We start from the raw sequence: 22197 nt of genomic DNA, 5'->3' as shown, positions 1-22197 counted from the left end.
TTTTAGTAATATACGTAAACCTGTTCAGTGAATAAGAATACCATTGGATAGTTTTTCTTTACTTCCCGCATAAAAGCCTGCGCCTCACTTCGACTTCTGAAGTCTCCAACTTTAACACGGTAGTTTGGTTGCGTATAGCTTATATATGTAGCAATATCTTCGTATTGCTTCTGAAACCGTGCCTGAATAGCATAAGCCTCGTTTCTGCTTGCCCCAGAATATATTTGAACACGGAAGCCAAGTACCGTACCTCTTGTACCGTTTTCCTTGGTCACTGGAGTTTCCTCTACAGGGTTATTTTCGAAATAAACACGACTTTTCTGAAGCAAGTCAATCCTCGGATCTTTGATAATTTCTAAGTTGCCTTGTGTTGTTTGCGCTAAAGCACAGGTGGAGAAAAATACAACACTTAGACCGAGAATAATTGATTTGTAGTTCATCGCCGTATAAATTTCTGTTATGCCTGCCCTATCCCATGACAGTTTTTATATTTTTTACCACTTCCGCATGGACAAGGTTCGTTTCTGCCGACTTTATTTTCATTTCTGATCGGCTGTGTTTTTTGCACCTCTCTCGTATCTTCGTTCATCGCTTGTGCTGCCCCTGAGCTAGCTGTAGCGAGTTCAGGCTTTGACACTTTGATCTGTTTATTCTGCGCGGGTGCCGGTCTTGCTTCCCGAACGTCCTGTGGGTTTTGTGTAGGGATCCCTCCTTTAAACAGGAAGCTGACTATTTCTTTATTCATGTTGACCAACATCTGTTTAAACAGGTTAAAGGCCTCCATTTTGTAAATAATAATCGGATCTTTTTGTTCATATACCGCATTTTGAACGGACTGTTTCAAGTCGTCCATTTCTCTGAGATGTTCTTTCCAAGACTCATCAATCAAAGCAAGAACAATGCCCTTTTCAAAAGCCTTAAAAACCTCTAAGCCTTCAGATTCAACTGCCTTCTTTAAGTTAGCAGTAACTTGAATTCCACGCGTACCATCAGTGAATGGAACAACAATATTTTCGATCTGTTCTCCGCGGGTTTCAAATACATCCTTTAGAACTGGTAAGGTCTGCTTAGCGATGTTTTCTGCCTTTCTGTGGTAATATTCGTTAACCTTTTCAAAAAGTTGATCCGTTAGCGATGCAATACCTGAACCATTAAACGTATTTTCATCTAACTCTGGATCGACTGAAAATATGCGGATAAATTCCAACTGCAAATCTTCATATGTCCCACCTTCTTTGCAGTCGCTTACAATCTCTTCAACGGTATCGAAAATAAGATTATTAAGATCAACGTCTAAACGCTCACCAAACAACGCATTTTTTCTTTTTGAATAGATTACCGTACGCTGCGAATTCATTACGTCATCGTATTCCAACAGGCGTTTACGTATTCCAAAGTTGTTCTCTTCAACTTTTTTCTGCGCCCGTTCGATCGATTTCGTAATCATCGAATGTTGAATAACCTCGCCTTCCTCAATTCCCATCTTCAACATGATGTTGGAGATTCTTTCAGAACCAAATAAGCGCATCAGGTTATCTTCTAAGGATACAAAGAACTGAGATGAACCGGGGTCTCCTTGACGACCAGACCGACCTCTTAGCTGACGGTCAACACGTCTGGATTCGTGGCGTTCAGTACCGATAATGGCTAAACCACCCGCAGCTTTTACGCCTTCACCTAGTTTGATATCCGTACCCCGTCCCGCCATATTCGTAGCGATCGTAACAGTTCCCGGCTGCCCAGCTTCCGCTACAATATCAGCTTCCCGTTGATGCAGTTTTGCGTTCAGAACATTATGTTTTATACCGCGGAGCTTCAACATCCTGCTTAATAGTTCTGAAATTTCTACCGAAGTTGTACCGACAAGAACAGGTCGTTTCGCTTCAGTTAAGCGTTGAATCTCTTCAGCAACAGCATTGTATTTCTCACGCGCTGTCCGGTAAACAGCGTCTTGCCTATCGTCACGCTGAATTGGAAGGTTGGTAGGTATCTCTACTACGTCGAGTTTGTAGATTTGCCATAACTCACCCGCTTCAGTTGTCGCCGTTCCGGTCATACCCGCCAACTTGTGGTACATTCTGAAATAGTTCTGCAAGGTAATGGTGGCGTAAGTTTGTGTCGCGTCCTCTACCTTCACATTTTCCTTTGCTTCGATCGCCTGGTGAAGCCCATCAGAATACCGGCGCCCCTCCATAACGCGACCCGTTTGCTCATCAACAATCTTAACTTTACCTCCGTCAATGATGTATTCGACATCATTTTCAAAAAGAGTATAGGCTTTTAAGAGTTGATTTACAGAATGTATGCGTTCTGATTTAACTGAAAAGTCACGCATGATTTCATCTTTTCTTGCTGCCTTTTCTTCTGCGCTTAAATCAGATTTTTCAAGCTCCGCAATTTCCGATCCTACATCCGGCATAATAAAGAAGTTTGCGTCTTCTCCCGAAGCGGTTATCAGTTCGATCCCTTTCTCGGTAAGCTCAACCTGATTATGCTTTTCATTGATTACAAAGAAGAGCTCCGCATCTACCTTCGGCATGTTTTTGCTCTGCTCTTGCATATAGAAGTTTTCAGCCTTGGTAAGTACCTGTTTGTTATTACCTTCGCTCAGAAACTTAATCAATGCTTTGTTTTTTGGCAAACCCCTATGTGCCCGTAAAAGGGCTAAGCCCCCGCCTTCCGTGTCCGTATCACCTGCCTTAATTGCTTTTTTAGCTTCGTTTAGTACGGTATTGACAAATGACTTTTGCGCATTCACCAAACGTTCAATCCTCGGCTTCAGTTCATAAAACTCATGTTCGTCGCCGCGAGGAACCGGTCCGGAAATAATCAACGGCGTTCTGGCGTCGTCAATCAGCACGGAGTCTACTTCATCGACCATCGCAAAATGCAGTTTCCGCTGAACCATCCCATCGGGGTTCTGCGTCATATTATCTCTTAGATAATCGAATCCAAATTCATTGTTTGTACCAAAGATAATATCAGCTGCGTAGGCTTTTTTGCGAGCCGCAGAGTTGGGTTGATGCTTGTCGATGCAGTCAACTTTAAGCCCATGGAACTCAAAGATAGGTCCGTTCCACTCAGCATCACGACGAGCAAGGTAGTCGTTAACAGTTACAATATGCACCCCTTGTCCTGAAAGAGCGTTAAGGTAAGCTGGAAGCGTTCCAACCAATGTTTTACCTTCACCTGTCGCCATTTCGGCAATTTTACCCTCATGCAAAACGATACCACCAATAAGCTGAACATCGTAATGGATCATGTTCCAGGTAACTTCAGAGCCCGCAGCGGTCCAGGTATTTTGCCATACAGCTTTATCTCCCTGGATTTCAATATGGGGGTGAATCGCCGCTAAATCTTTATCATAGTCTAGTGCAGTAACCTCTAAACTTGAATTTTCCGTAAAGCGCCTTGCCGTTTCTTTAACAACCGCAAAGGCCTCCGGTAGAATCTGCATTAAAACATCTTCTAGTTCCTTATCACGATTTTTTTCCAGCTTATCAACCTCCTCATAGAGCGAGGTTTTGGTAGACATATCGGTGGTTGGCAGCTCAGCCTCTGTCTTCAATTCATTAATACGAGCGTCTGTATCTTTTAAGTGTTCTGCTATCCTTTCTTTAAAGGAGAATGTTTTCTGACGCAGCTCATCATTTGAAATTGACTCCAATTTACTGAATTCAGCTTTAATTTTATCTACTAAAGGCTGAACATGTTTTATGTCTCGTGCTGATTTGCTGCCGAAAACTTTGCTTAGAAATCCTAACATCTATCTTGTTTTTTTATCTTCTTGTAATTTGACAATAAATAATCCAAAATCCTTCTTCCGCCAAATTGACAGAGATGATTCTGCAAAGTTAATAATAATAGACTATTTAGCGCCACGCTTTAAACTGATTGATAAGACCATTGGTTGATGAGTCGTGGGATCCAACGGCTAAATCATTTTCCAGCTCAGGGAGAATTTTTCCAGCAAGCTGCTTCCCTAATTCAACGCCCCATTGATCGAAACTAAAGATATTCCATACAATACCCTGGACGAAAATTTTATGTTCGTAAAAGGCGATCAAGGTTCCAAGTGTTCTCGGCGTGATTTTTTTAATGAGGAAGGAGTTGCTTGGTCTATTACCATCAAATACTTTATATGGGCTGAGCTTCTTAATCTCGATATCACTTTTCCCGGCTTTTTTAAGTTCGGCGATCGCTTCTTCCTCAGTTTTCCCATTCATTAATGCCTCGGTTTGGGCAAAATAATTTGAAAGCAATAAGGTATGATGATTTCCTAATGGATTATGGCTTTGAGCGGGGGCAATAAAATCACAAGGGATCAGTTTTGTTCCCTGATGAATCAACTGATAAAAAGCATGTTGTCCGTTTGTCCCGGGTTCTCCCCAAATAATTGGACCAGTCTGGTAAGCGATGGGATCCCCATTTCTATCAACGTTTTTTCCATTGCTTTCCATATCCCCTTGCTGAAAATAGGCTGCAAAACGGTGCATATACTGATCGTAGGGCAGAATTGCCTGGCTTTCCGCATCAAAGAAATTGTTGTACCAGATTCCAAGCATAGCCATAATTACGGGTATATTATCTTCTAATGCCGTATTTTGGAAATGCATATCTGCCTCATAGGCACCTTCAAGTAGTTCTTTGAAATTATCAAAGCCGATGCTTAGTGCAATGGACAGACCGATAGCGCTCCAAAGAGAATAGCGACCACCGACCCAGTCCCAAAAAACAAACATGTTTTCAGGGTTAATTCCAAAGGACTGCACAGCTTTTTCATTGGTTGATAATGCAACAAAATGTTTGCTGATATCCGCCTCACTTGCTCCATCATCCAATAGCCATTTTCGTGCGGAGAACGCGTTTGCCATGGTTTCCTGCGTAGTAAAGGTTTTCGAAGCAACCAGGAATAAGGTCGTTTTGGGATCCAAATTCCGAAGTGTCTCGGTGATATGCGTACCATCAACATTTGAAACGAAGTGCACATTAAGCCTGGTTTTATATGCTTTCAATGCTTCAGTCACCATCACCGGACCTAAATCAGATCCTCCAATGCCGATATTTACGACATCGGTAATCTCTTCTCCTTGGTAACCCTTCCACTCGCCCGAAATAACCTGCTCGCAAAAGCTTCTCATTTGATCGAGAACAGCACGTATTTCTGGTTTGATGTCCTGATCATTGACATAAACAGGATTGCTGTCCTGACTGCGGAGTGCGGTGTGGAGAACCGCGCGATTCTCAGTTTCATTGATTAACTCCCCCTGAAACATGGATTTTATAGCATCTTCTACTTGACATTCTCTAGCCAGTTGAATAAGTAGCGCCATGGTTTCGTCGTCAATCCTATTTTTTGAATAATCGAAAAGAATGTCGTTAAATTTGATTGAGAAGTTCTGAAATCGGTCGGGGTCGCCTGAAAACAGATCCTTCAAATGTCTCGGGGCGATTTCAATATAATGATTTGTAAGATACTTGTAAGCAGGGGTTTCGTTGAATTTTACTTTTGATAACATGGATCAATATGCTTTTGAATGAGGTACGAAATTACCATTTTGGCATTGTGTTTGCAAGATTCGCAACTAGAAAAGAAAAATAAAAACAAACGTTATGAATATTTCAAAAAAGATATCAGTATTAGGAATCGCAATGGCTACAGTCGCGATGGTATTTTCGGCATGTAGTTCTATGACTAACACGCAAAAGGGCGTAGGGATCGGAGCTGGAGCAGGCGCCGGGATTGGTGCTATTATTGGTAACAAAGCAGGTAATACAGCTGCAGGTGCTGTTATCGGTGGCGCGATCGGTGGTGTTGCTGGTGGATTGATAGGTAAAAAAATGGATAAGCAGGCTGCAGAGATTGAAAATACAGTTGATGGCGCTGAGGTTATCAAGGCTGGCGAGGGAATTATCGTAAAATTTGACTCTGGAATACTTTTCGATTTTGATAAAACCGATTTGAAACCCGTAGCTAAAGAGAATATTCAAAAGCTTGTGCAATCATTGAACGATAATCCTGATACGGATATTTTAGTGATTGGCCACACAGATAATGTTGGGAAAGCTTCTTATAATCAAGGTTTGTCAGAACGTCGCGCAGCATCAGTAGAAAATTATGCCGTTGCTCAAGGGTTGAGCGGCTCAAGAATTAAGACCAAAGGTATGGGGGCAACGGAGCCAATAGCCAGCAATGAAACTGATGCAGGTAGAGCAGAAAATAGAAGAGTGGAAATCGTGATTGTAGCAAACGATCAGATGAAAGCCGAGGCGAAAGCTGAAGCAGCACAGTAAAAAGCTGATGAGAACAGTAACTTGTAAGTTATTGAGCTAACAAAACTCTAATAAAATAGAAAAATGCCATGGATAGAATATTCATGGCATTTTTCTATTTTTACGGTTAAGTTAATCGATAGGATGTAACATTTTACCCGGCTCAAACTAATTATGAATACTAAATACATCATTCTCTTCAGCTTCTTATGGTTAAATACAGTACTGTATGCACAACGGAAAGATAAACCACAACTTGTTGTATATGGGCAGGGTGAGGTAGCATTCGGAGCAGCTGTGCAGTCGGCTAAGTCGGGAGTTCAGACTCTCTGGGTTAATCCGCAAGGGTCTTTTGAAAGTGAATTGACACAAGGAGCTGACATCAAAAAAGTTACCTCATATCAAAGCCTTGATGGGGGGCTGTGGGGAGAATTTCTTAAGGCAACTATTAATGCATCACATTACACAGATTCGGTTTTCAACCGTGCTAAAAGGCACCTAAATCCACGTGTATCAATGAATGCCTTTGAAAAAATTATCGATTCAACACAAAACCTGACCATTTTGTACAATTCGTCTATTGAAGAGGTTAAACGCTCCCGAAAAAATTGGACAATCGATCTCAGCAATGGCAGTAGCTATAAAGTGTTTGCTGTTGTGGATGCAAGTAAGGATGCAGAACTTATTCCTTTAATTGAATTGGAGGAAAAAATAAAAGACAGAGCTCTTCATTCGTCATTGATCGGAACGGATGATATTTATGAGTCAACCGCTTACAAAACCAGTTTGATGATTGACGATCGGGGAGAAAATGAATCCCTAATCCCCTCATCGATAATCATCACGCCCTATGCTAAAAATTTATTTATTGTATTCGATCCCGATCGGTCTGCACCCTCTTTAGGTTCGTCAATTGAGGATGTTCCCCGTTTCCTGTTGTTTGGACAAGCCATGGGCGCTGCAGCCGGATACTGTGCTTTTTTTGAAACAGACTATGATAAGATTAATATCCGCACACTCCAGGGAGAGCTGCTGGCATTCAAGGCGCAGCTGATACCATTCCATGATATCGCTTTTGAGGATGTTCATAATACGCATATCCAACATATCGGACTCTCTGGAATACTTGAGGGTGTGGCGAATGCGGAAGGAAAATTTATCTTTAACGCAGAGGGTTTTGTATCAACAAAGGAGATTGAAGCAGTCATGCGGAGCATCTATACAAGGAGCCAAATCTGGTTTAATCAACACTCCAGCGACCAGCTGAAGGTAAAAGAGGTTATCGATCTTATCAAGTTTATAGCCTTAAAGGGTGATGAAATTGACCGTGCGATCGAAAATGGATGGAATACCCGATTTAAATTTAGTGGATCTTTTGACTCAGAAACACCCATTAACAGACGGCAATTTGCCGTATTGGTAGATACCTACCTCCAACCGTTTACCGTGAAGGTAAATAAGGAAGGGAAATTTGTTTATTAAAACCTAAAAAACTCATTGAATTTTTTAAAAAAAGCTACTTCACTGAGTAGTTTCTCAACGATTTTTTGCTCTTAAAAGCGAAGCGATTTTCCTTTAGGTTAAATGCTCGTGCACGCTTTTTACTCTCAGGTTTTATATTAAGACGGAGGTTAGATGTATCTTAATCGTATGTTCCTCGGAGGTTATACGTGTGCATCCGAAGAAAGTCCGACTAATGTCCGAAGAATGTCCGACTGAAGTCCGTTAAAGAGTTGTACTTTTTAAGACCAAATATTATAGAAAATAGCACCATATCCGTCGATTTTAATTGGAAGTGTGAGTGTTTAATTTCTTAGTATTCAGGTTGATTTTGGTCAGCTAGATGGGGATTGTTTAACTGTAAGGAAATATACTGAAACAAAAAAAGCCGCTATTGATAAAACGATAGTGGCTTTTTTTGTTTTTTTTGGGGAAGATTAGACTTCGTCTTCAAATTTCCATCTCACGAATGCTTCGATCGACTCGTATTCTGCAAGTCCCAGATCGTCATATATTTTTGCTGTTTCTGCTGTGCGTTCTTCTGCGCGTACCCAGAATTCCCGAGCATCATCACCTGGGAAAACAGGAGTGTCCTTTTGAGACTGGTGCTTGAAGATTGCGTGGCGTTTGCGGATTACCTCAGCAGGGGATAAAGGCACAGCCATTTCGATTTCATGGATTTCGAACTCATGCCAAGCTCCGCGATAAAGCCATAGCCAGCAATCTTTTGTCCATTCTTCGGTTTTCCGTAATCGGGTTATCGCCTCTCTTAAAATGTCAAAACAAACTTTATGCGTGCCGTGAGGGTCAGCAAAATCCCCTGCAGCAAAAATCTGATGGGGTTTGATTTCCTGAAGAAGCTCCATTGTCTGGACGATGTCGTCTTCTGTTGATACATTCTTCGAGTACTTCGCACGATCGTAGAAAGGAAGGTTCTGAAAATGGATGTTCTCGTCAGGGAGTCCGGCAAAGCGTGCTCCAGCAATTGCTTCCCCCTTTCTGATTAGTGCGTTTACGGTCAAGATTTCATCAATATCAGCTTGATTAGGTTTCTTTTTGCTCAAAAACTCCCTTGTATCAGAATAAACCTTATCCAGCACTTGCGTGTCTAGATTCATTGATTTTGAAAAATCCCGTGCAAATTCAATAAAGCGAAGTGTATCATCGCTCCATACCGCAGTATTGCCAGATGTCTGGTAGGCAACGTGTACATCATGGCCTTGATCTGCTAATCTAATAAAAGTACCACCCATTGATATAACATCATCATCTGGGTGAGGTGAAAAAATGATGCTGCGTTTCTTTTTGGGTAATGCCCGTTCCGGACGTTGACTGTCATCCGCATCTGGTTTGCCTCCTGGCCAACCTGTAATGGTATGTTGGATTAGGTTAAAGATCTGAATATTGATATTGTAAACAGGGCCTTTCTCTGTGGCAAGCTGAGCCATGCCGTTGTTATTGTAATCTTCTTCCGTAAGTTTAAGTATCGGTTTCTTTAGTGTTTTTGCCAACCAAATAACCGCTTTTTTAATGGTGTCTTCATCCCATACACAATCTTTCGCCAGCCAAGGTGTATCGAAGCGTGTGAGGCCTGAAGCAGCTTCTTTATCTAAGATAAATTCGACATTGTCAGATAGTTGTAGATAAGTTGCAGGTACTTCGGAACTGATTGCACCTTCCACAGCTTTCTTTACAATCTGAGCTTTCGTGCCGTTCCAAGCCATTAAGATGATTTCTCGAGCTTTGAAGATCGTACCTACACCCATGGTTATCGCCTTTGTTGGTACGTTTTCTTTTCCACCAAAATTTCTAGATGCATCCCGGCGAGTCAGGTCATCAAGCGTAACGAGGCGTGTGCCTGAATTAGGCGCAGAACCGGGCTCATTGAATCCGATATGGCCGGTACGACCGATACCCAGGATTTGGAGATCGAGACCGCCCAGTTCAGATATTTTTTTCTCGTACTGTAAGCAGTAATCATGAATTTGATCTTCAGGTAACGTCCCGTCTGGAATATAAATATTATTTCTATCGATGTCTACGTGATTAAACAGAACCTTATTCATAAAATAAACGTAGCTCTGTTCTGCATCGGGTTGCATCGGATAATACTCATCCAAATTGAAGGTTATCACATTTTCAAAACTCAAGCCTTCTTCTTTATGAAGACGAATGAGCTCATCATAAACCTTAACCGGGGTAGCTCCAGTTGCCAAGCCTAATATGGCTGACTCACCTTTTTCTTGTTTGTCTCTGATTAGTGCTGCTATTCGATTTGCAACAGCAATTGATGCTTCCTCCTGGTTAGGGTATACAGTAACTGGTAATTTTTCAAAACGCGTTTCTTCCAGTAAATTTAATCTTGCCATTTTGGGTTAATACGTTTAAGGTGAAAGCAAATCTAACAAATCTATTCTATAAAATGTCTCGTTTTTGACGTATTTATAGTAATATTGGTCAAATATCGAGGCAATTCTTCGTAGCAGAGGAACGCACACGATTGCGCTCAATTACAAAAAGATCTGAAATGAATAAAAACTTAGCAACTTTATATCATATCGCAGAGCAAGACACTCGCGTTATTATCGGTCTTATGTCTGGAACTTCATTAGATGGTTTAGATATCGCACTGACCAAAATTCAAGGTAGCGGCTCCAATACGCGGTTGGAATTGCTGGCTTTTGAATCGCTCGAATATTCCAGCGCTTTCCGTGATGAAATCAGATCCGTATTTTCCAAAGAAACCGTTTATACAGAGATGCTTTGCGCTATGAATGCTAAAATTGGTATTGCACATGCTGAGTTGGTGAATAAGACGTTAAAAAAATGGAAATTGAAACCCGAGCAGATCAATTTAATTGCTAGTCATGGACAAACGGTTTTTCACGCTCCTTTAGGTTCGCCGCCTCCGGAGGGTTTTACAAATAGCACGCTGCAAATCGGTGATGGCGACCATATCGCTATGAATACAAGGATTATTACGATTTCGGATTTTAGACAGAAGCATGTGGCGGCAGGCGGAGAAGGTGCCCCTCTGGTAATTTATGGGGACTATCTTCTTTTCGGTCACAGCACAGAGAATCGCGTTCTTTTGAATATCGGTGGAATTTCCAATTTGACCTTTCTGCCCGCAGGGCGACAGGTTGCAGGAGTGTTTGCAACGGATGTGGGATCTGGAAATACGCTGATGAATCAATATATGCAAGCGGCATTGTCGAAACCTTTCGATAAAGACGGTGAACTTGCTGCAGATGGCGAAGTAAATGTTGCATTGCTTGCAGCTTTGTTTAAGCACCCATTTTTCGAAAAAGTGTCCCCAAAGACAACAGGGCCTGAGTTATTTAACCTTTCCTATCTGGAAGGGGCACAGTTGCAAAGTGGAACGACGGATCTCGGAAATGCGGATGTTATGGCGACACTGTCGATGTTTACAGCTAGATGTATTGCAGACACTATTTTGCAATTGAGTGAGAATTACGGTGAGCTTTCACTATACGTTAGCGGTGGCGGTTATCTGAATAAAACACTTATGAATAACCTTAAAACACTTTTGCCTGGGGTCGCTATCGATAATACCTCCGTTTTAGGAATGAACCCAGAAGCGAAAGAGGCTGTGCTATTTGCGCTGCTGGCTAATGAAACGGTAGCGGGTTCACCGATTGAGTTCCCAGAGACATCAGGTGCACCCGCAGTTTGTTTTGGAAAGGTTAGCTTTCCAGATTAAAAGATCGTTGTCAAGCTATTCAGCTAATTCGCTCACAAAGTTGGCAATGGCCTGTTGCGGACTTTCTTGTTTCATAAAGTTTTCTCCAATCAGAAATGCGTTAAAACCAGCTGTTTTAAGCTTTTTGATCGTATCGACTTCGCTGATTCCACTTTCCGACACTTTAATATACTGGTCTGGTATCTGACTAATCAAATTAAGTGAGTGATCAAGGGAAACACTGAAGTCATTTAAATTGCGGTTGTTTACACCGATCGCGTCAACCGTCATAATCAGGTTATCGGCTAATTCTTTTTCATTGTGGACTTCCAACAGTACGTTTAAACCTAAGTTCTTTGCCGATGAAGATAATTGGATGATCTCGGCAGGTGTTAAGCAAGATGCAATAAGCAAGATGATATCTGAACCGTAAGCTTTCGCTTCGATAATTTGAAACTCATCAATAATAAACTCTTTACGTAATAGCGGAACGTTAACTTGTTTTCTGGCGGCTAATAGATCGTCAAGACTTCCGCCAAAAAAATCAGAATCAGTTAGGACTGAAATAGCGGAGACTTTATTGTTAGCATAGGCTGTGACAATCTCTTCAACTTTTGAGTGCTTGTTAATCATACCCTTAGAAGGGGACGCTCTTTTAAACTCAGAGATAATCCCGTTTCTTGCCGGATCGAAAACGAAATCTTTCAGACGATAAGGGTCTCTGGAAAACAGGGGCATCGACTCTAAGTCGCGAACCGTAGTACGTGCTTTGGCGTCGCTCACTTCCTTTCGTTTATGCTGAATAATTTTTTCTAATATGTTCATAATGTTTTTATTAATGCGTAAGCCAATTGCTGATGAGTTTGACACCGTGTTCACTGAGAATCGATTCAGGGTGAAATTGCACGCCCCTAACGTCTAATGTTCTATGGCTTGCTGCCATGATTACGCCTTCTTCGTCGACGGCTGTTATCTCTAACTCGGGCGGTAGGTTTTCTTTTTCCACCGCCCATGAGTGATAGCGACCTACTTTAAATGAATGAGGGAGGTCCTGGAATAGTACATCGTCGGCTTTTAAGATCTTAATGGGCGTAGCTGTGCCGTGCACAGGCTTCGATAGGTTATAGAGTTTTCCTCCGTATACTTCAGCAATAGCTTGCAATCCGAGGCAAACACCTAAAATACTTTTTCTATCACCATACTCTTTGATAACATCCAATAGTAATCCTGATTCTGAGGGAATCCCCGGACCGGGAGAAAGCATGATCTTATCGAAGCCTTCTAAATCCTCTAAGGCAAATTTATCATTTCTCCATACCGTTGCTTCGTATCCACACTCATTTAATAAGTGTACCAAGTTAAAAGTGAAAGAATCATAGTTGTCGATAATAACAACTTCTTTTTTAACTGTTGTGTTCATATACCTGTTCTAATTCTTATTAATGGTTTCAGCGAATTCCAGTGCTTTTCTTAGTGCTGCAATTTTATTGTCAACTTCTTTTAGCTCGCTTTCTGCGTTGGAATCTGCGACGATTCCTGCACCAGCCTGATAGTGCAGTGTGTTTTGTTTACTTAAAAATGAACGGATCATGATAGCATGATTGAAATCGCCATTGAATCCCATAAAGCCGATTGCCCCGCTGTAGAAGCTCCGTTGAATGGTTTCGTAGCGGTCTATTAAAGTGAGGGCCATGTATTTGGGAGATCCGCTTAAGGTGCCTGCGGGAAAAGTGTCAGCAACAATGTCAAAGGGGTTAACTCCGTCGCGCAGTTGTCCGGTCACTTTCGATACAAGGTGTATAACATGGGAGTAGAATTGTGATTCTTTGAAGGATTGAACATGGACCTCTTCGCAATGTTTGCTGAGATCATTCCTGGCTAAGTCGACTAGCATCACGTGTTCTGCGCTCTCTTTTGGGTCATTTTTTAACGCATCGGCTATCGCACTATCTTCCTTGTCATTGCCGCTTCGCTTAAATGTTCCGGCAATTGGATAGATAGCTGCTTCTCCATTTTTAATTGTAAGCTGTGATTCAGGTGATGAACCGAATAGTTTAAAGTTTCCGTAGTCAAAATAAAAAAGATACGGCGACGGGTTAATTGATCGGAGTGCCCGGTATACATTGAACTCATCTCCTAAAAAGGCTCGTGAAAAAGCTCTTGAGGGGACAATTTGAAACACGTCGCCGCGGTAAATATGTTTACGCATGGTCTCGACAAGGTCTTTAAATTCTGTATCGCTGAAGTTTGAGTTTTCCGATCCGTTTAACGAAAATTGGTAATCCGGGAAATCTTTATTCTGGATTAAGTATTCTATTTGATCTAAGCCGTAGGGTTCTTTGTCGCCTGTTGTATGCTCGAAGATATAAAGTTCATTTTTAAAATGGTCAATTGCTATAACATATTGATAGATATGATATTGCATAAACGGAATGTCTTTCTCCTTTGTTGGTTCTGTTGTGAGTTTGATGTCTTCAAAATGTTGGACGGCATCAAAAGTGAAATAACCAAACAGGCCGTTTGAGATGAACTTTACATCTGCTTTGTCGGCTTTAATTGAGCTACAAAACGCAGAAATTTCCTTCCGGATATCGACTGTGTCAGAGGGTTTGGTTACTTTTTCTCCATCTGGATAGTTTATTTCCAGTTGGTTACGGTTAAGCGTTATTCCGGCAATCGGCACACAACAGACATAGCTCATGTTGTTCTCTCTGCTGTGATAGTCAGAGCTTTCCAGCAGAAGACTATTGGGAAAGATATCTCTTAAACGTAGATAAATACTTACTGGTGTTGTGGTATCAGCGAGCATTTTTCTGAAAGTTGTTGAAATGTTTAATTTCTTCATTTTCCTGTGTTTTGAAGCATAAAAAAACCCGACATTTTATACGTCGGGTCTTAAATAAGGTTTAATATTTTTAATATACGTGTAGCCCGGCGTGCTTATTTATTGCACCACCACCAGCTAGTTGTATATGTATTGTTCATCATCGATGACAAATTTAAGAAGATTTATTACAAAACCTAATTTCTTATTATTTTTCTAAGACATTGCCCATATTGGTATTCCGCTCATACTAACCCCAACAATTACAATGATTAGTGCGAGTGTATAGAAGATCGCAATGGTTTTATGCTTTTGAAATGAAGCAGCAATCTTTTTCGATTTGGAGTGTCCAATGGTAATGAGTATAACGGCAATAAGCATCATAAACAGGTGCTCGACGGTCCAATATCTGCTAATACTGTCTTTCATCGCCATGGCCATATCGTCCAATCTGACTTTTGGACTTACAAAATAGAGAATGATGCCAATTAATGCTTGTAAATGGAAAGCTATTAACGTAAACAGGTTAAGTTTTCGGTTGCCTTCAGTATAGTTGTTTTTTCCAAACCAACCAGAGAATGCACTAATAATTGCGAGTATAATTAATAACAAAGCAACATAACGCCATCCTGAGTGCAGATGTTTTAATGCCAAATGTAAGTTCATGATGTTTTAATTTCTTGTTTCCCCAAAGCTACATTTTTTTACCCAAAGTCGTAGAAAAGAAATTTTAGAACTGAGGCTCGTCATTTCCAAAACTTTCTTCTTGATTGCGATCGCGTTGTTTTGTGTTAAAATCACTTCTTCCGAAACGATAACTTAGCGACAGCGTAACCATTCTTCGCATCCAGCGCCTTTCAAATTCCTGTGAAAATTGTGCGGTAGACGTTGTGCCGCCCCAGCGTCGTTGGTTGAAAAGATCCCGCACATTGAGCATGATGCTGCCTCGCTTGTTTAATATATCCATTTTGGCTCCGGCGTCCATAACGAAGGAAGCGATGGATGTCCCTTGCGCCATTGTTTTAGGAGCATTATATTGCGCCCGGACTTGTGCGGTAAGGTCATTTGTAATTTTGACATTGCTGCTGATGTTTGCATCCCAATTAAATCCGTCAGTTGGTTCCAGATTATGCTCTTCGCTGCCAAAATATTTGTTATAGAAGGCATTGAAGTTAGCAGTTGCATCGATTTTTGGACTAAATGTAATCTTTGAGATTAACTCGAAACCGGTTGCATCATTTCGACTGATGTTGTACCATTGCGATACGGTAGCAGAGGTTTCCTCGTTTACGCTGGCCCGGATACTTTCTACACCGTCATTGACACGGCGATGATAAACTGAAGAAGTAAACGTTATGCTGGGCCAGAACTTTGCATAGCTTAACTCGAATGAATGAATGTCTTCCGGCAAAAGATTGGGATTACCCATTCGTATATTCATCGGATCAGAAATATTAATAAATGGATTCACCTGCCATCCGCGAGGTCGACGTACTCGCCGGGTATAACTTGCCTGTAATTGTTCCCCTTCACTTAATTCTTGCGTAAGAAACAGACTTGGGTACAATCTTAAGTAATCAAGCTTACCTTCTGTTTCCCGTTCATCTTCAGGTGTAGAGGGATCAAGCGACTCATAAACTGTATTCAGGTAAGCCTGTTCCAGACGGAGGCCTACTTGAAATCCGAGTTTGTCTGTTATTTTGTTTTGGTAATTACTGTAGATTGAGTGAACAATATCCTCTAGATCAAAACGGTTTGTCAGATCGTAATCACGCACAAACGAGTTAGTAGCTAGATCGAATCTGTCTGAAATCTGCTCTTCATCATCATTGCGTATGGATGTTCGGAAGCCTGCTTCCAAGCGATGTTCTTCATCGAAGGGCAAAACATAGTCGATTTGTATGTTGGTATTTATACCTACTTCAGATGTGTTGTTAATGCGCTGATCATCGGGTTGGTTAGATTCTGAAAAGACTTGATTGAAATGTTGTATACCATCTTCAGTGCTTTTTCCATAAGAGAGATTGACCATCAGGTTCTCACCAGGTCGGTTAAAGTCATGTCTGAGATCTAAGTTGACATCATAGCCTAAGTCATCTTCATTTTGTTCTGTTGTCCTATCACTGGTACCTGTTAGGTCCGGCTGATTGAAGTATTGATAAAATAAGTACTCAGATCGATTGTTGTCACGAATGCTAAAATTACTTGACAAACCGACTGTAGTTCTTTCACTGATATTATAGTCGACTCCAATTTTTCCCGAGTGACCATTGCCTTTTCGGGAATTTTCACTGGAATTTTCAGTGATCCCATTGTTCAGTAAATTAGTATTCTTGTTGAAGCCATCGCCAACGCGGTTTGATTTACGAAAATTGTAGTTTCCGTAATAATTGAACCTTTCATCACGATAGTTTAAGCTTATACCTCCATCATAATTGTCATACGATCCGCCGGACGCGGTAATAATACCATTAAGTCCTTGACGTACATTCTTTTTCAAAACGATGTTGATGATGCCTGACTGGCCTTCTGCGTCATATTTAGAGGAAGGGTTTGTGATTACCTCGATTGTTTGAATAGAGTTTGCTGGTAGCGATTGCAGGGTCTGAGTGATATCACTTCCCGCCATGGCTGATGGTTTTCCGTCTATTAGAATGCGGACATTGTTTGACCCTCGTAGACTTACGGCTCCATCCATGTCGACGGACAATGACGGAACATTAGCTAGTAGATCTGTTGCAGAGCCTCCTTCACTAACAAGACTCTGTGAAACGTTAAAAACTTTCCGATCGATACCCAGGCGCATATCAGGGAGCTCTGCTTCAATGACCACTTCATCCAGTTCTTCAGCTGAAGCGGGCTTAAGTAAAATGGTTCCCAGGTTTTTGTTTTCGCTGGCGTTTAGGGAAACCGGTGCTTCATATTTTTCGTATCCTACAAAGGAAATTCTAATAATATATTCTCCTCCGGCTAGTCCGTCGAAAGAAAATCCACCATTTTCATTGGAAAGCATACCTGCTACCTGCGTATTTGCTTCATTAAAGATTGCAACACTGGCAAAATCAACGGCTAATTCAGTTGATTGGTCAATCAGTTTACCTTGAATAGTCGATTTTTTTTGTGCGTATATTGGTTGGAGAGTAAAAATGGAGACAAGGGAAAAGAATAGAAGTAATAAGGCTGGGCGCTTCATCTAGAGTTTAAATGATAAAATGAAAATTATTTAAGTTAGTTGTTTGCGAAGGCAAATATAACCCAAAAGATATGCCTGAGTTACTGGTAACTGTATTATTACGTGTTTAAAGGGAGAGGCGTATTTAATTATTCGATTGTGACAGTCAAGCCTTCTTGTTTAAGGATTTTTCGATATACCTCTACCTCTGTCCATGATCCTTCCAAAACGGCACATTTCCCCTTGGTGTGTACCGTCCATGCGATTTTTTCTGCCTGTGATTCGGTGTAGTCCAGGTATTTTACAAGGCAATTGATGACGTGGTCAAAGGTATTGGTGTCATCATTCCATAGAATTAGGCGATGGTTTCTTTTTATGGATGATAATATCTCGTCTAATGTAAAAGTTTCTTCCTGAACCTGGGTTTCCGACATGGTAAAATGCGTTTCTGCAAAATTAGAAAATTTAATAGGCAATTTCAATCGGCTTTTGTTTTTCGAATCATTGCTTCCAGAGAATCCCACATTTCTGTTGGAATATGTCGGAAATCATTAAATTGCCCTGCTCCCTGTATCCACTCTCCACCGTCAATAGTAATCGTTTCGCCGTTGATGAATTCCGCATAGTCTGACATTAAGAAAGCGGCTACGTTCGCAAGCTCCTGATGGTCGCCCGTTCTTTTCAGCGGCACCCTGTTCTGTGGTTCGAACTTTTCAGCCAAGTTTCCAGGCAGTAATCTATCCCAAGCACCTTTTGTCGGGAATAGTCCAGGCGCGATTGCGTTGTGTCGTATGCCGTATTTTCCCCATTCTGCTGCGAGTGATTTGGTAAGTGAAAGAACTCCACCTTTGGCTGCCGCGGAGGGAACGACATATGCAGAACCCGTAGAAGCGTAAGTCGTGACAATATTTAAGACAGTAGCTTTTTGTTTGTTAGCGATCCAGTGTTTTCCAAAAGCCAGGGTGCAATTGATGGTTCCTTTCAAGACGATATCAATAATGGTAGAAAAAGCGTTTGCAGAAAGTCGTTCCGTTGGGGAAATAAAATTACCCGCTGCATTATTGATTAGGCCATCTACTTTTCCAAACTCTTCAATACTTCTTTTCAACAGATTTTCGACCTGGTCGTAATCACGAACATCGCAAGCAACGGGCAAGACCTTGCCGCCTGTTTTATCCTGCATTTCATTAGCCGTACGCGTTAGCACGTCAATTTTACGGCTGGTGATTATCAAATTGGCGCCCAATTCTAAAAAATATGTCCCCATAGAACGTCCTAAACCCGTTCCGCCGCCTGTGATAAGAAAGGTTTTACCTTTCATGCTATTTTCTTTCAGTGCTCCCGAAATAGCCTTTTGATCTGCCATTATTTCTTGTTTGTTAGGTTCGTAATGATTGTTTTTAAAATTGACCGTGTCGACGGGTCCCACCATTGCTTTACTAAACCGTCTAGCATTGCGTTGTCGACTTGATTGAATTCTGCTATCAGTTGCCTGCGAATATTTAACTTGGTTTGTTGCCATGCATTGGCATCGAATTGAATATAGGTTAACAGCCTCTTCTCCGCTTCTGAACGTAGTTTTTCTGGTTTAACAACCTGGTCGACCAGACCTTGTTGCAAGGCTTCTTCTGGATTGAGAAGTTTACCCTCCATAAGATATTGGTATGCCTTCCTTTCACCCAGCCAAAATTTATATAAGGAAAAGATACTCGTCGGGACAATCAGTCCTACAGGTACCTCATTTAAACCGATAATAAAATCGCCTTCATTCATTATTCGATAGTCACAGCATAGAGCAATGACACATCCGCCAGCCGGACTGTGGCCACTGATGGCAGCAACACTCGGTTTTTTAAAAGAAACGAGGGTCGCAGCGACCTGAAGGAATAAATTCCAAAATTCTCGGATTTGCTTTTCATCATAATCATATAATTCAATCAGGTCGAGACCCGAGCTAAAAAAGCGCTCCTTTCCGTGGATGATAATACCAGTGATTGTGTCGTCCTGTTCAATATTCTCCAGAAGGGATTTGAGCTCCTGGAGCATTTCAAAGTTAATGGCATTGGACCTTCCTCTGTCAAGTCCGATGAGTGCCATCCGCTCATTAACCGCAAGTTGTATCGTTTTCATCTTTAAAAAAATTAATTTTCCGTTACCTCAATAGAAGCTTCTGCATGTCCAAGCCTTCCGTTAAGATCGACTCCTTCAACAATAATCAGGTATCTTCCTTTTCGATCGGCCGTATAAAAGCCAAAACTAGCTTCTCCATTTTCATCAGTTGTGATGTTAGGGTTCCAATAAATAGTAGAACGTAAATCTGGCTCGTTTGTGTTTTCTTCTACCTTGCTATAGTCTGGTGATGCGAATTCGCTAATTTCGTAAAAACCTTGCGGACTAAAGGTAACTATTCCCGGTGTGTATAAGTTAGACGAATAGTTGCCGCCTCCAATTTTGGTTGTTACGATAATAATTCCGCCGCCTCCCATTGACCCATAGATCCCGAGATTTCCGGGGGTTCGTAAAACTTCGATGGCGGCCACATCCATTGGAGGAATTGTCGAGAGTATGTCACCCTCCATATACATTCCGTCTAAGATAACTTGCATAGGCTGGTTAGGGGAACGAGTTGAATACGGAATTCCCTGTTTAAAAATAACACCCGTAAGTCGCCCTTGTAAGCATACCATTAAACTTGAACAAGTGGAAAGGTCTTCTTCACTGAGCACCTGATCTGCATTGCCGGGACCGTTTAAGTTACTCGAGTTTTCTGCCGGATTCTTTTTCTCTACTTCGATATTTACATCTTCAAGTAGGATGCCATTTGCCATTTTGCCATTTTTCAACAAGTTATCGAAGCGTTCTTTACTATTTTCGATATAATGATTAAGCGAGGTATCCACACGAAGATCAACCGATGATGCGTCTTTACGAGAAGAGACCGATTGTCTCGGAACTTCATCCAAGAGGATTTCGACATTTCTTTTTCCTTTCTCATCTCTAGCCTGCACAACAAAGCTGGTATTGTCATAGAAAAGCAGTTGATCGAAATTGAACCGTCCGTTGTCGTCCGCTATGGTGTCAACCAAGAGGGTGCCTGGTGACATCACCATTACGTGTGCACGTGGTACGGGTTGTCCATTCCGTTTGGTGACCTGACCAGAAATATGAAGGTCTTGTTCGGGTTTGAATCTGACTTGTTGATCAAGCATCTCCCAAATGTTCTCCATTTCGAAAGTTTGAACAAGATCATCTAGTTCTGCTTTCTTCTTAATATCTTCACCAGAAAAGTAATGAACCGGCGATTGGACTGAAGAGGAAGCTTCAGAATTAAGTGTAAGATACGAGACGATTGAACTTAAGTTACTCGAATCACGTGGAATTTGATCGACATCGATTACAGAAACAGAAAAACTTCCAACCCTTATGGAGTCATTGACGTTACTTTTTAGGTTTACATGCACACGCTCTCTAGTTCCATAGGACTCTTTGTTAGAGGTGATGCTGAGTGGTAGCTCCCTTGTATTATTGTGAACAAAAACATTCTTCCTAGCGATACTCTCCATGGACTCTGTGAAAAGACTCAGCTCTATCGGCCCCATTGGCAGGTCTTTTTTCGGAATCGATAAGCTTGTCTGGGCTCCAGCGGGTTTAATCTTAACTGCATAGAAAACTTTGCCTTCTTTCTGAACTACCAGGATCAGTGGATCAGTTTTCGTGCTATCGGACTGAGATATCCGAACAAATAGTTGCCGCGGTCCCCAAGCATTTGTTTCAAGTGTATATCCTTGTGAGTTTACTTCTGGCAATACCGTTTCTTTTGAAGTGCCGTCATTAAATTCGATTAGCAACCTATATGATCGTCCGGATTCCGGGAAAAACGAGAAATTCCCGATGGCGTTGGATGGAGGTTCAAATGTTAAAACCACTTTGGCCTCACTGTCGATGAGAGAACCTTTAATTGGTAAGGCATGACTTGTATCCTTAATTTGGTACACGAGCTTGTTTAAGGTTCCCGCAATTAAGTTATGTGTATCAGAAAATATCAGAATTTCATTTTGCGAATCGGCTTGATTTGGCCTTCGTTTATTTCGTGTTTTCTTTTGTCTAAAGGAGGCTTGTTCAGCCTCCGGAGAGTTGTTGAGTGCGTTGCCTATTTTAATATCTCGGTCAAAAAAATAACGATCATTAAAATTTCTCATCCAATTGGTATAGGCGCGGATGCGGTAATTACCGGTAGCTACTGTATCAGTCAGCAGAAAATCACCAAATGTGATACCTGCTACGACGGGTAACCTACGAGATAATACAATATCGTCCTCATCGTTTATCAATTCAACGTACAATATTTTACTTAAGGAAGACAGATAGTTATAGGCACCCACGGTAACATAGGCTTTGAACCAAATCTGATCCCCTATACTGTAATAGGGTTTGTCGATATGTAAGTATACTTTTTCACGCGGAAATTGAGCATGATAATCAGCCAGACGATTTAAGCTGCTTTCCAAGGTTTGGCTTTGTTGAGCTTGGGTAGTGATGGCTAAGGCTAAGAAGAAAAATAGGAGATAGATATTTTTCATGAGGTTTTTTTTATTGGCTTGGTATAAAGATACAGATTTATAGCAGATGTGCTCAAGATCTTTTGCTTGCCGATATGAATAAAATATGATCTAGTCGGAGTTATTGTTTAGAAAAAAATATCTTTGTAGATAACTGAAAGAATTA

At 41.3% G+C, this 22197-nt stretch carries 17 protein-coding genes; 4 read left to right on the top strand and 13 right to left on the bottom strand.

Annotation, left to right across the window (positions count from 1 at the left end; translation table 11 throughout):
- Window positions 1-2: 2 nt before the first annotated feature.
- From D3P12_RS02590 to pgi, 3 genes are all read right to left on the bottom strand, one after another.
- Window positions 3-440 (bottom strand): SPOR domain-containing protein, encoded by a 438-nt coding sequence (locus D3P12_RS02590; RefSeq protein WP_118193526.1) that lies wholly within the window; start codon window positions 438-440, stop codon window positions 3-5.
- 17 nt (window positions 441-457) lie between these two features.
- Window positions 458-3766 (bottom strand): preprotein translocase subunit SecA, encoded by a 3309-nt coding sequence (secA, locus tag D3P12_RS02585; protein ID WP_118193525.1) that lies wholly within the window; start codon window positions 3764-3766, stop codon window positions 458-460.
- A gap of 106 nt (window positions 3767-3872) precedes the next feature.
- Window positions 3873-5519: a glucose-6-phosphate isomerase gene (gene pgi, locus D3P12_RS02580; RefSeq protein WP_118193524.1), complete on the bottom strand. Its 1647-nt coding sequence runs from the start codon at window positions 5517-5519 to the stop codon at window positions 3873-3875.
- An 18-nt stretch (window positions 5520-5537) separates the two neighbouring features.
- On the opposite strand from pgi, the gene D3P12_RS15430 reads away from it, so the two are divergent.
- From D3P12_RS15430 to D3P12_RS02570, 3 genes are all read left to right on the top strand, one after another.
- Window positions 5538-5687 carry a hypothetical protein gene (locus tag D3P12_RS15430; RefSeq protein WP_165438712.1) on the top strand — a complete coding sequence of 50 codons (150 nt, stop codon included), beginning with the start codon at window positions 5538-5540 and terminating at the stop codon, window positions 5685-5687.
- Entirely contained in the window at window positions 5653-6294 is a 642-nt protein-coding gene (locus tag D3P12_RS02575) for an OmpA family protein (protein WP_245977367.1), read from the top strand. The genes D3P12_RS15430 and D3P12_RS02575 overlap by 35 nt, the downstream gene beginning before the upstream one ends.
- A 153-nt stretch (window positions 6295-6447) precedes the next feature.
- Entirely contained in the window at window positions 6448-7755 is a 1308-nt protein-coding gene (locus D3P12_RS02570) for an FAD-dependent oxidoreductase (RefSeq protein WP_118193522.1), read from the top strand.
- A 455-nt stretch (window positions 7756-8210) separates the two neighbouring features.
- Here the strand turns inward: D3P12_RS02570 and nagB are convergent, their stop codons facing one another.
- A complete protein-coding gene (gene nagB / locus D3P12_RS02565) occupies window positions 8211-10142 on the bottom strand; it encodes a glucosamine-6-phosphate deaminase (protein ID WP_118193521.1) in 1932 nt (643 codons plus the stop codon).
- Between the two features lie 158 nt (window positions 10143-10300).
- Between nagB and D3P12_RS02560 the strand changes: the two genes are divergently transcribed.
- Window positions 10301-11497 carry an anhydro-N-acetylmuramic acid kinase gene (locus D3P12_RS02560; RefSeq protein ID WP_118193520.1) on the top strand — a complete coding sequence of 399 codons (1197 nt, stop codon included), beginning with the start codon at window positions 10301-10303 and terminating at the stop codon, window positions 11495-11497.
- 15 nt (window positions 11498-11512) lie between these two features.
- On the opposite strand, the gene trpC is transcribed toward D3P12_RS02560, so the two are convergent.
- From trpC to D3P12_RS02515, 9 genes are all read right to left on the bottom strand, one after another.
- Window positions 11513-12301, bottom strand: coding sequence for an indole-3-glycerol phosphate synthase TrpC (gene trpC, locus D3P12_RS02555; RefSeq protein WP_118193519.1), 789 nt, complete (start codon window positions 12299-12301; stop codon window positions 11513-11515).
- Window positions 12302-12311: 10 nt separating this feature from the next.
- Window positions 12312-12896, bottom strand: a complete 585-nt coding sequence (locus D3P12_RS02550) for an anthranilate synthase component II (protein WP_118193518.1) — start codon at window positions 12894-12896, stop codon at window positions 12312-12314.
- A 9-nt stretch (window positions 12897-12905) separates the two neighbouring features.
- A complete protein-coding gene (locus tag D3P12_RS02545) occupies window positions 12906-14321 on the bottom strand; it encodes an anthranilate synthase component I family protein (RefSeq protein WP_118193517.1) in 1416 nt (471 codons plus the stop codon).
- A gap of 195 nt (window positions 14322-14516) precedes the next feature.
- Entirely contained in the window at window positions 14517-14966 is a 450-nt protein-coding gene (locus D3P12_RS02540; RefSeq protein ID WP_118193516.1) for a cytochrome B, read from the bottom strand.
- Window positions 14967-15030: 64 nt separating this feature from the next.
- Entirely contained in the window at window positions 15031-17493 is a 2463-nt protein-coding gene (locus D3P12_RS02535; RefSeq protein ID WP_118193515.1) for an outer membrane beta-barrel family protein, read from the bottom strand.
- Window positions 17494-17621: 128 nt separating this feature from the next.
- Window positions 17622-17906, bottom strand: a complete 285-nt coding sequence (locus D3P12_RS02530; RefSeq protein ID WP_118193514.1) for an ATP-dependent Clp protease adaptor ClpS — start codon at window positions 17904-17906, stop codon at window positions 17622-17624.
- 44 nt (window positions 17907-17950) lie between these two features.
- Window positions 17951-18838: an SDR family oxidoreductase gene (locus D3P12_RS02525; RefSeq protein WP_118193513.1), complete on the bottom strand. Its 888-nt coding sequence runs from the start codon at window positions 18836-18838 to the stop codon at window positions 17951-17953.
- Window positions 18838-19602 (bottom strand): enoyl-CoA hydratase/isomerase family protein, encoded by a 765-nt coding sequence (locus D3P12_RS02520; protein WP_118193512.1) that lies wholly within the window; start codon window positions 19600-19602, stop codon window positions 18838-18840. Before D3P12_RS02520 ends, D3P12_RS02525 begins: the two co-directional genes overlap by 1 nt.
- Before the next feature lie 11 nt (window positions 19603-19613).
- Window positions 19614-22052, bottom strand: coding sequence for a carboxypeptidase-like regulatory domain-containing protein (locus D3P12_RS02515; RefSeq protein ID WP_118193511.1), 2439 nt, complete (start codon window positions 22050-22052; stop codon window positions 19614-19616).
- Window positions 22053-22197 lie beyond the last annotated feature (145 nt).

It is taken from the genome of Pedobacter indicus (assembly GCF_003449035.1).
In the GTDB taxonomy this organism is placed as follows: domain Bacteria; phylum Bacteroidota; class Bacteroidia; order Sphingobacteriales; family Sphingobacteriaceae; genus Albibacterium; species Albibacterium indicum.
The sequence above is the reverse complement of the archived record's forward strand: the minus strand, read 5'-3'. Positions and strand labels throughout refer to the sequence as shown.